At 70.0% G+C, this 10248-nt stretch carries 11 protein-coding genes; 9 read left to right on the top strand and 2 right to left on the bottom strand.

Annotation, left to right across the window (positions count from 1 at the left end; all coding sequences use genetic code 11):
- The 4 genes from ACE3PU_RS11345 to ACE3PU_RS11330 form a co-directional block, all read left to right on the top strand.
- Positions 1–678 (top strand): FtsX-like permease family protein (locus ACE3PU_RS11345; protein WP_374389794.1); only part of this gene is annotated, 678 nt, incomplete at its 5' end.
- On the top strand, positions 675–1301 hold the full coding sequence (locus ACE3PU_RS11340) for a YdcF family protein (RefSeq protein ID WP_374389792.1): 627 nt from the start codon (positions 675–677) through the stop codon (positions 1299–1301). The genes ACE3PU_RS11345 and ACE3PU_RS11340, both read left to right, overlap by 4 nt.
- Positions 1301–2038 carry a lysophospholipid acyltransferase family protein gene (locus tag ACE3PU_RS11335; protein ID WP_374389790.1) on the top strand — a complete coding sequence of 246 codons (738 nt, stop codon included), beginning with the start codon at positions 1301–1303 and terminating at the stop codon, positions 2036–2038. The genes ACE3PU_RS11340 and ACE3PU_RS11335 overlap by 1 nt, the downstream gene beginning before the upstream one ends.
- A 42-nt stretch (positions 2039–2080) precedes the next feature.
- A complete protein-coding gene (locus tag ACE3PU_RS11330) occupies positions 2081–2863 on the top strand; it encodes a MipA/OmpV family protein (protein WP_374389788.1) in 783 nt (260 codons plus the stop codon).
- 57 nt (positions 2864–2920) lie between these two features.
- Here ACE3PU_RS11330 and mdh read toward each other — a convergent pair whose 3' ends face one another.
- Positions 2921–3883 (bottom strand): malate dehydrogenase, encoded by a 963-nt coding sequence (mdh, locus tag ACE3PU_RS11325; RefSeq protein ID WP_374389786.1) that lies wholly within the window; start codon positions 3881–3883, stop codon positions 2921–2923.
- Positions 3884–4018: 135 nt separating this feature from the next.
- Between mdh and ACE3PU_RS11320 the strand changes: the two genes are divergently transcribed.
- Genes ACE3PU_RS11320 through ACE3PU_RS11305 form a run of 4 tightly spaced genes read left to right on the top strand, consistent with a single transcriptional unit; the run spans position 4019 to position 6996 of the window.
- Positions 4019–4918 carry an SIMPL domain-containing protein gene (locus ACE3PU_RS11320; protein WP_374389784.1) on the top strand — a complete coding sequence of 300 codons (900 nt, stop codon included), beginning with the start codon at positions 4019–4021 and terminating at the stop codon, positions 4916–4918.
- Positions 4915–5334: an HIT domain-containing protein gene (locus ACE3PU_RS11315; protein WP_374389782.1), complete on the top strand. Its 420-nt coding sequence runs from the start codon at positions 4915–4917 to the stop codon at positions 5332–5334. The genes ACE3PU_RS11320 and ACE3PU_RS11315 overlap by 4 nt, the downstream gene beginning before the upstream one ends.
- A gap of 39 nt (positions 5335–5373) precedes the next feature.
- Positions 5374–6030 carry a hypothetical protein gene (locus ACE3PU_RS11310; protein WP_374389780.1) on the top strand — a complete coding sequence of 219 codons (657 nt, stop codon included), beginning with the start codon at positions 5374–5376 and terminating at the stop codon, positions 6028–6030.
- 9 nt (positions 6031–6039) lie between these two features.
- Positions 6040–6996: a cation diffusion facilitator family transporter gene (locus ACE3PU_RS11305; RefSeq protein ID WP_374389778.1), complete on the top strand. Its 957-nt coding sequence runs from the start codon at positions 6040–6042 to the stop codon at positions 6994–6996.
- Here ACE3PU_RS11305 and ACE3PU_RS11300 read toward each other — a convergent pair.
- Positions 6993–7850 (bottom strand): glutamate racemase, encoded by an 858-nt coding sequence (locus tag ACE3PU_RS11300; RefSeq protein WP_374389776.1) that lies wholly within the window; start codon positions 7848–7850, stop codon positions 6993–6995. The genes ACE3PU_RS11305 and ACE3PU_RS11300 overlap by 4 nt on opposite strands.
- Positions 7851–8002: 152 nt before the next feature.
- Here ACE3PU_RS11300 and ACE3PU_RS11295 point away from each other — a divergent pair, with 152 nt between their 5' ends.
- Positions 8003–10171, top strand: a complete 2169-nt coding sequence (locus ACE3PU_RS11295) for a M3 family metallopeptidase (RefSeq protein WP_374389774.1) — start codon at positions 8003–8005, stop codon at positions 10169–10171.
- Positions 10172–10248: the final 77 nt, after the last annotated feature.

The raw sequence follows: 10248 nt of genomic DNA, 5'->3' as shown, positions 1-10248 counted from the left end.
GCCACCGCCGCCGCCCGGGCCGCCGAGACCCTGGCCGGCGTCGACGGGGTCGAGGAGGCCGCCGCCCTGGAGCGCGAGGCGGCCGAGGAGCTGTTGCGGCCGTGGCTGGGCGACGCCGTCCTGCCCGACCTGCCCCTGCCCTTCCTGGTGACGGTGCGGCTGGACCCTGATGCGCCGGCGAGCGCGGTCACCCTGAGCCGCGCCCTGGCCGAGGCGGGGCTGGACGCCAGCGTCGACGATCACAGCCTTTGGCGCGCCGAGGTGGAACGCTCGGCCGCCCTGATCGCCGCGCTCGCCGGCGCCGCCTTCCTGGCGACCGCCTTCGCCGCGGGGGCCGCCATCGCCTACGCCACCCGCGCGGGACTGGCCGCTGGCCGGACCGTCATCCAGACTCTGAGCCTGAACGGCGCCACCGACGGCGCGATCGCCGCCCTGTTCATGCGCCGCTTCGGCCTGCTGGCCCTCGCCGCCGGTGCGATCGGCGCGGGGCTGGCGGCCCTGCTGCTGGCCTTCCTGCGCTTCCTGGGCGGTTCGCAGGGGCTGACCCAGGCCTTGCCGCTGGCGTGGAGCGACCTGTTGCTGCTCTCGCCTTGCCCGCTGCTGGCCGCTACTGTGGCGGTTCTCGCGGCCAGATTCGCCGCCATGAAGGTTCTGGGCGCGGACAGGGAAGACGGATGAGGCTGCTGGTCATCATCGCCATCGTCGCCCTGATCTGGCTGGTCGGGCTGTTCGCCTTCGCCGATCGGGTGCGGGGGCTGACGCCGGCCGACGAGCCGACGCGCGCCGACGCCATCGTCGCCCTGACCGGCCCCTCGGCCGAGCGGGTCAACGCCGCCATTCGCCTGCTCGAGCAGGGCAAGGGCCAGCGCGTGCTGATCTCGGGCGTCAACCGCGAGGTCCGCCGCCGCGAACTGCGCGAGCTGACCCCGGGCTCCAGCCGCCTGTTCAACTGCTGCGTCGACCTGGGCTTCGAGGCCGAGGACACCGTCGGCAACGCTCAGGAGATCGCCGCCTGGGCCCGCGCCAAGGGCTATGACGACCTGATCGTCGTCACCTCCGACTACCATATGCCGCGTTCCCTGGTGGAGATCCGCGGCGCCCTTCCCGGCGTTCGACTGACGCCCTATGCCGTGTCGACGCCCTCGCTGGACAACGCCCGCTGGTGGCGCGCGGCGGTGACGGCGCGACGCATGACGCTGGAGTACATGAAGTATCTGGCCGCCCTGGGCCGGGAGGGCTTCGAGCGCCTAACCCGCGACACGCCCCTGGCCAGACCCTCTGCTGAAAAGGCTGCGGCTTAGTGAACACCCTTCGGTCCCTGCTCTTCACCCTGTGGCTCTATCTGTCGATGCCGGTCTTCGCGATCGGCCTGTCGCCGGCGCTGCTGATGCCGCACCGCTACGCCCAAGGGGTGGCCAAGGCCTGGGCCAGGACGGTGCTGTTCGGCCTGCGCTGGATCGCCGGCGTGAAGGTGGAGTTCCGCGGCCTGGAGCACGCCCCCTCCGGCGCCGCCCTGGTCGCCTCCAAACACCAGGGCATGCTCGACATCGTCGCCCTGCTGGCTGTGCTGCCCGACGCCTGTTTCGTTATGAAGAAGGAGCTGATGCCGCTGCCCTTCTTCGGGTGGTTCGCCTGGAAGACGAAGATGATCGCGGTGGACCGGGCTGGCCACGCCAAGGCTTTGAAGGACATGACGCGCCAGGCGCGCGCCCGGCTGGACGAAGGCCGCCAGATCGTCATCTTCCCGGAAGGCACCCGTAACGCGCCGGGCGTCCCCGGCGACTACAAGCCGGGCGTCGCCGCCATCTACCGCGATCTGGCGGGGCCCTGCTGGCCCGTCGCCACCAACTCCGGCGTCTGCTGGCCCGCCCACGGTTTCCGCCGATATCCGGGCGTGGTCGTGTTCGAATTCCTGGAGCCCATCCCGGCCCAGTTGAAGCGCGGCCCCATGATGGCGTTGCTGGAAGATCGCGTCGAGAGCGCCTCGGCCGATCTGTTGGAGCCAAAGGCGGCGCTTGCGCATTCTGGTCCGGCCTGAGCCTCCCCGGCCGGGCGCACCCTGATCGCCCAAGGCCGTTTCATGTCGCTTCGCACGCTTCTCCTGTCCGCCGCCTTCGCCGCCTTCGCCGGTTCCGCCCTGGCGCAATCGCAGCCCTACGAACAGGTCGAGGCGCCCAGGGCCTGGCGGGTCGACGTCGGCGGGGGCGTCACGCACGGCTTCAGCGCCACGGGGAACACCGGCGACGACGTCAACTTCACCGCCTGGGGCTCGGCCAACTATCGCGACATCGTCTACGCCAACGGCCTGGACGGCCTGGGCTGGAACGCGCTCAAGACGGATGACTTCCGCGCCGGGGTCCAGTTGCGCCCGCGCTTCGCCGCCGGCGACATCGAGGGCTCCAGCCTGGAGCGGCCCGAGTTCGGCGCCGACGCGGCGCTCTACGCCTACAAGCGGCTGGGCGGCGTCGTCATCGGCGGCCGCATCGCCCAGGACGTGTCCGGCGATGACGCGGGCATGCAGTATTTCGCCTCGGTCGGCCATCAACGCATCACGCCCGTGGGCCTGCTGCGGGTGTCGGGCTATGTCACCGGCGGCGACGACGACCGTATCCAGCGCTACTTCGGGGTCACGCCAGAGCAGGCGCCCGGCAGCGGCTACGCGCCTTACGAAGCTTCGGGCGGGCTGTCCGGCGCCGGTGCCGTGGCCTTCCTGGCCGTCCCGATCGGCGATCGGTTCGGCGTCGGCGGCTTCCTCAACTACGAGCAGCGCCTGGGCGACACGAAGGACAGCCCGCTGGTCGACGACGAAGGCGTCTGGCGCGCGGGTCTGATCGGCGTGATGCGCTTTTCAAGCGGGAGCTGACAGACGAAGGGCCGCGGATCGCTCCGCGGCCCTTGTTCTTCTCGTATCGGGCCGACGTCAGGCCAGCGAGGAGTCGATGTCCTTGCAGGCCTGCAGCAGGCCCTGGACCGAGGCGACGGACTTTTCGAACATCGCCTTCTCTTCGTCGTTGGTCGCGAACTCGACCACCTTCTCGACGCCGCCGGCGCCGATCAGGGCCGGCACGCCGACGTAGAGGTCCGACAGGCCGTATTCGCCCGACAGCCAGACGGCGCAGGGCAGGACGCGCTTCTGGTCCAGCAGATAGGACTTGGCCATGGCGATGGCCGATTCCGCCGGGGCGTAGAAGGCCGAGCCGGTCTTCAGCAGGGCCACGATCTCGCCGCCGCCCTTGCGGGTGCGGTCGACGATGGCGTCCAGCTCGTCCTGCGACAGGAAGCCGGCCTTGACCGCGTCCGGCAGGGGCAGGCCGCCGACCGTCGAGTGGCGCACCATCGGCACCATGTCGTCGCCGTGGCCGCCCAGGGTCCAGGCGTGGATGTCCTGCACCGACACGCCGGTCTTTTCGGCCAGGAAGTAGGCGAAGCGCGCCGAGTCGAGCACGCCGGCCATGCCGACGACCTTCTCCTTGGGCAGGCCCGAGAACTTCTGCAGCGCCCACACCATGGCGTCGAGCGGGTTGGTGATGCAGATGACAAAGGCGTTCGGAGCGTGGGCCTTGATGCCCTCGCCGACGGCCTTCATGACCTTCAGGTTGATGCCGATCAGGTCGTCGCGGCTCATGCCCGGCTTGCGCGGCACGCCGGCGGTGACGATGCAGACGTCGGCGCCGGCGATGTCGGCGTAGTCGTTCGCGCCCTTCAGGGCCACGTCCTGGCCGAAGACGGCTGAGGCCTCGGCGATGTCCAGCGCCTTGCCCTGGGGGGTGCCTTCGGCGATGTCGAACAGGATGACGTCGCCCAGCGCTTCCCGCGCGGCCACGTGGGCCAGGGTGCCGCCGATCATGCCGGCGCCGATGAGGGCGATCTTCGCGCGAGCCATGGATGTCTCCGGTTGTTGCGTGTGCGAAAGGATGAATCGTGGCGGCGGTCTAGACCCCTGCGGCGACTGTCGCAAGAACCTCGCTTTACGGGCCGCGCGCGGACTGCGAAGGTCGGTCCAAACGGAGGAATGCTCATGCGTCGCGCGCTGCTGCTGGCCCTGATCCCCATCTTCGCGGTTCCCGCCGCGCCGGTCCTGGCCCAGACGCCGCCGGCGACGATCGGCGACCGCTATGTGCCGGCGCCCTGGTGGATGCGCGAACCGGTGATCGCCTCCATCGGTCAGGTCCGCGTCGAGCTGCAGGCCAACCGCGCCTCGGTGTCCGCCAACTTCCAGGCCGTCGACCGCAGCGTGGCCGACGCCTCGCGCGCCGCCGCCGATCAGGTGCGGGCGCTCAGCCGGGCTCTCGCGGGCTATGGCCCCGACAAGGTGCGGGTCGAGACCTCGGTCACGACGCGACCGCTCTACGACCAGTACCGCGACGAGAACGGCGTGTTGCGCGACAACACGCGCGCCGACCGCATCGCCCGCTACCAGGCCGACGCCTCGGTCAATGTGACGATCCGCGACGTGGCGCTGGTCGAACGTGTCTACGCCACCCTGGTCGCCTCCAGGCCCAGCTCCATCAGCCGGGTCGGCTTCGGCCTGGAGCCGGAGAACAGCTGGAAGGCCAATCTGGCCGCCGAGGCGATGAAGGACGCCCGCCGCCGCGCCCAGGCGGCGGCCGAGAACGCCGGCGCGACCCTGGGTCGGGTGCGGGTGATCGATCCGACCGGTCGCGTGTGCCAGACCGACGTCCTGGCCGGCTGGCCGTCGTACGCCTCGGGCGGCGGGCAGGAGACGACCGTCGATGAAGTGGTGGTGACCGGCTCGCGCGTTCAGCGCTCGGCGTTTGCGCCCCCGCCCCCGCCGCCTCCCCCGCCGCCCGGCGCCCCTGCGCCGACCGAAGCTGAGATCGAGGCCGCGCGCCTTGCGCTTCAGCCGCCGCTGCAGACCCTGACCGACAGCGCCTGCGTCATCTACGGCCTGGAATGACGGACCGGGCCTTCGCCGTCGATCCCGCCTTCGCGGCCGGATCCGTCCCGGCCGCCGAATGGCCGCTGTGCCATGTGCGGCTTCAGGACGACGCCCGCTTTCCCTGGCTGATCCTTATCCCACGGCTGCCCGGCGCGACCGAGCTTGACCATCTGCCCCCCGACCAGCGGGCGGCGCTGATGGAGGAGTCCGTGCGCGCCGGGGCGCTGGCGCGGCGTCTGGGCGAGCTCGCAGGTCGTCCCCTCGACAAGCTGAACGTCGCCGCCATCGGCAATGTGACCGCCCAGTTGCACGTCCATGTCGTCGGCCGGCGGCGCGACGACGCGCTGTGGCCGGACCCGGTCTGGGGGCGCGGCGCCGCCGTCCGGCACGCGCCCGAGGCTCTGGCGGCGGCGCTGAAGATCGTCGGCGAGTGACCCCTCGACTGTTATAAAATAACAAGCTATAGGCGGCCCATGGTTCCCCCCGCCGAACAGTCCGTCATGCTGTCCCTGCTGGGCGGCGGCTTCGTGGCGGCCTTCCTGCATGCAGCCCTGCCGACGCATTGGCTGCCGTTCGTCCTTGTCGGGCGCGCCCAGCGCTGGGCGGCGCCGCGCACTCTTCTGGCCGTGATCGCCGCCGGCCTGGCGCACATCACGACCACGGCGGTGGTCGGCGGCCTGATCGTGGCGGCGGGTCTGGCGCTGGATCAATGGGTCGAAGGCCTGCTGCCGCACCTGTCCGCCGTGCTGCTGTTCCTGTTCGGCGCCTTCTACCTGACCCGCGCCACCCTGAGGCGCCCCGCGCCGGCCGGAGGCCCGGCCCTGACAGAGGCCGAACCGGCCGTTTCGGATCGGGCGGCCTTCCTAGGCCTGGTGGCGATGATGGCCGTGTCGCCGGGCGAGGTGCTGCTGCCGATCTATCTTTCGGCGTCGTCCGAGGGCGTGGCCGCCCTGGCGCTTCTGACTCTGACCTTCGCGGTCGGGACCGTTCTGGGCATGGCGGTCTTCACCGCCCTAGCCAGCGCCGGCGCGTCGATCCTGAGGCTGGAACGCTGGGCGCGCTATGAAGGGGCGGTCCTGGGACTGGCGCTGATCGCACTGGGGCTTCTCGTGGCGACCCACCAGCACTAGGGTCCAGGCATGGTCCACTCCCACGCCCACCACGACCACAGTCACGCTCATGACCACGGCCACGGCCATCATCATCACGGGCATGGGCACGTCCACCGTCCTGTCGACACCGGCGACTGGCGCTACGCCGTCGGCTTGGTCGTCAATCTGGCCTTCGTCATCTGCGAGTTCACCGCCGGGGTGATCGCGGATTCCACCGCCTTGATGGCCGACGCGGGACACAATCTTTCCGATGTGCTGGGCCTGGCCATGGCCGGCGGGGCGGCCTGGCTGGCGCGGCGCGGCGCGCACGGGATCGCGGGCGGCAGGCGCACCTACGGCTATGGCAAGGCCACGGTGCTGGCGGCGCTGGGCAACGCCCTGCTGCTGATCTTCGCCTGCGGGGCGATCGCGTTCGAGGCCGTCCGCCGCTTCGCCGAGCCCGCGCCGGTCGGATCGACGACCATCATGGCGGTGGCCGGGATAGGCTTCGCCATCAACCTGGGCACGGCGCTGCTGTTCATGAAGTCCCAGCACGACCTGAACGCGCGCGGCGCCTATCTGCACATGATGGCCGACGCCGGCGTGTCGCTGGGCGTGGTTCTAGCGGGCGCGGCGATCCTGTGGACCGGCTGGGCCCTGATCGACCCGCTGGTCAGCCTGGACATCGTGGCGGTCATCCTGATCTCGACGTGGGGCCTGCTGAAGGATTCGGTCAACCTGGCCATGGACGGGGCGCCCAGCGGCGTCGATGTCCGGGGCCTGGAGCAGGCCCTGGCCGGCCTGCCCGGCGTCGGGGCCGTTCACGACCTGCACGTCTGGGGCCTGTCCACCACCGAGGCGGCGCTGACCGTGCATCTGGTGCACGAGCGCGTGGACGCCGACGCCCTGCTGATCGAGGCCCAGGCGGTGGCGCGCCGGTTCTCGATCGGTCACACGACCGTTCAGCTGGAGACCGCGCCCCTGCCGGACTGTCCCGGCTGCTAGGCCTGCGCGAACGTCAGCGGCGCGCCCCAGAACTGGGCGACCAGATCGGACTGCGGCCCCGCCTGACCGGTGGTCAGGAAGTCGCGCCGGGCGTCCTGGCCCAGGTCGTATTCGGGATGGCGCGCGAAATAGCGGTCCAGGGCGTCCGCGACGGCGGTCGGCTGATGGATCAGTCCCGTGCCCGGCGGCAGGGCGGCGGCGAACAGGGGCGCCACGATCTCGTAGTGGGTGCAGCCGAGGATGGCCTTGTCGGGATAACGCCCGATCCGGCGACGCAGGGCGTCGACATGGCCGTCGACCACCAGCTTCAACTCGTCCTCCGGCGCCCCCAGTTCGATCAGCCCCGCCAGGCCTGGACAGGCCTCGGAGAAGACCGCCAGATCCTCGCGCCGCTTGTCGATCTCGATCTCGTAGACGCGGCTCATCGCCGTGGCGGCGGTGCAGAAGACGCCGGTGATGTCGATGGCGGCGACCTTCTCGCCCTCCTGCGGCCGCTCGGCCTCGAACGACCAGGGCAGGCCGGTGGCCGCTTCGATGGTCGGGACGATGATGCCCAGAATATTGACGGGCCGTCCGAGCCGCTGCGTCAGCGACGGGACCCAGGTCTGCTGGAGGCGGCGCAGGGCGATGGCGCTGGCCGTGTTGCAGGCCAGGACGATCACCGAGGCGCCCGCCTCGAACAGGCGTTCGCAGCCGGCGCGGGTCAGGTCCACGATCTCCTCGCCGCCTCGGCCGCCGTAGGGCGCGTTGGCCTGATCGGCCAGATAGACGAAATCCCGCGTCGGGAAACGTCGCGTCAGTTCGCGATGAACGGTCAGCCCGCCCACGCCGGAGTCGAATACGCCGATGGCCATCAGGCGGCTTTAGACCGGGCGGCGGGCGCCCTCAATGGCCGTCGGCCGGAAAGCGCGACGAAAGCGCGACGATTAATTACAGGCCTGTCATGTGACGGACCGTCCCCAGGGGTCTAGGGTCCGCGCAACATGATCCCAGCAAGGAACATTCGATGCTTAGACGACACCTTCTCCTTGGCGGCGCAGGCCTGATGATGGTCGCGGGCTGCGCCAGCGCGGGCATGGGCGGCATGGGCGGAACGAGCCCCGCCGGCCTGGCCGAGGAAGCGGCGGCCGCCCGTGCGGTCCTGCCTGCGCAGACCCCGCGCGCCGAGCTGCTGCAGGCGTGGACCGGCCCCTATGGCGGCGTTCCGCCCTGGGACAAGGTCACCCCCGCCAAGCTTCGCGAGGCCATCCTGGAAGGCATCGAACTGCAGCGCGCCGAGATCGCCGCCATCGCCGACAACCCGGACGCGCCGACCTTCGCCAACACCTCTGTGGCGATGATGATGGCGGGCGAGCCGCTGGACCGCGCCCTGACCCTGTTCGGCGTCATGACGTCCAACATCGGCGGCGACGAATGGGATGCGCTGGAGACCGAAGTCTCGCCCGTCCTGTCGGCCGCAGGCGACGAAATCACCTTCAACGACAAGCTGTTCCAGCGCATCAAGGCCGTCGCTGACGGCGCGCGCGCTGCCGGGCTGAACGCCCAGCAGACGCGCATCGCGACGCGCGCCCGCGACGCCTACGTTCGCAACGGCGCCGCGCTGGACGCCGCCGGCAAGGCTGAACTGGGCCGCATCAACACCGCCCTGACCAACGCCTTCACGGGCTTCGGCCAGAAGGTGGTCGCCGACGAGAACAGCTGGACCCTGATCCCCAACGAGGCGGGCGTCGCGGGCCTGCCGGCGTCGAACAAGACGGCGGCCGCGGCCGCCGCGCGCAGCCGCAACCTGCAGGGCTGGGCGATCCTGAACACCCGATCCAGCGTCGATCCCTTCCTGACCTTCGGCGACGACCGGGCCCTGCGCGAGCAGGTGTGGAAAAAGTTCGTCAACCGCGGCGACAATGGCGACGCCAACGACACCAACGCCACCATCGCCGAGATCGTGCGCTTGCGCGACCAGCGCGCCAAGCTGCTGGGCTTCAGGAACCACGCCGAATGGCGGATGCAGGACACCATGGCCAAGACCCCGGCCGCGGCGAACGACCTGATGATGCGCGTCTGGGCGCCGGCCAAGGCCCGCGTCGCGGAAGAGGTGGCCGACATGCGCGCCATCGCCGGCCACGACATCGAGCCGTGGGACTATCTGTACTTCGCCGAAAAGGTGCGGAAGCAAAAGTACGACCTGGATCAGAACCAGCTGAAGCCGTACTTCGAGCTGCACAATGTGCGCGCCGGCTCCTTCTACATGGCCGAGCGCTTGTACGGCTTCACCTTCGAGCGCCTGGCGCCCGGAACCGTGCCGGTCTTCCACGAGGACGTCGTGGTCTATGCGGTCAAGGACCACGGAGAGCCGGTCGGCCTGTTCTACGCCGACGACTACGCCCGGCCGGGCAAGCGTTCCGGCGCCTGGATGAACACCTATCGCGCCCATTCGACCTATGACGGCGCCGAGAACGTGCTGGGCTCCAACAACAACAACTTCGTCAAGGCGCCCGACGGCGATCCGGTGCTGATCTCGCTGGACGACGCCGAGACCCTGTTCCACGAGTTCGGCCACGCCCTGCACTATTTCGCGTCGCAGGTCGTCTATCCGTCGCTGGGCAACACCCCGCGCGACTTCGTCGAGTATCCGTCGCAGGTGCACGAGCACTGGGTGCTGAGCCGCCCGGTCCTGGACGGCTATCTGAAGCACGTCGAGACCGGCCAGCCGATGCCGCAGGAACTGGTCGCCAAGATCGAGGCGTCCAACACCTTCAACCAGGGCTATGCGACCGTCAGCTACCTGTCTTCGGCCATCGTCGACATGGACCTGCACACCCAGGCCACGCCGCCGACCGACATCGACGCCTTCGAGAAGGCCAGCCTGGCGCGCATCGGCATGCCCAAGGAGATCGTGATGCGGCACCGCCTGCCGCAGTTCAATCACCTGTTCACGTCCGACGCCTACTCGGCCGGCTACTACAGCTATCTGTGGTCGGAAGTGATGGACGCCGACACCTGGGCCTATTTCGAGGAGTCGGGCGACGTGTTCAATCCGGACATCGCCGGCCGCTTCAAGTCGATCATGCTGGCGCCGGGCAACACCACAGACCGCGCCGAGGCCTATCGTCAGTTCCGCGGTCGCGACCCGGACGTTGCGGCCCTGCTGCGCGTGCGCGGCTTCCCGACTTCCTAGGGCCTGACGTCCATCGGGCGACTTAGGCCTGGTTGAACGGGTCAGCATTTCGGCCGGCGGAGCGATCCGCCGGCCGT

The organism is Brevundimonas sp., from assembly GCF_041911375.1.
Taxonomy (GTDB): Bacteria; Pseudomonadota; Alphaproteobacteria; order Caulobacterales; family Caulobacteraceae; genus Brevundimonas.
Note: the sequence above shows the minus strand (reverse complement) of the source record. Positions and strands in the feature narration are given on the sequence as shown.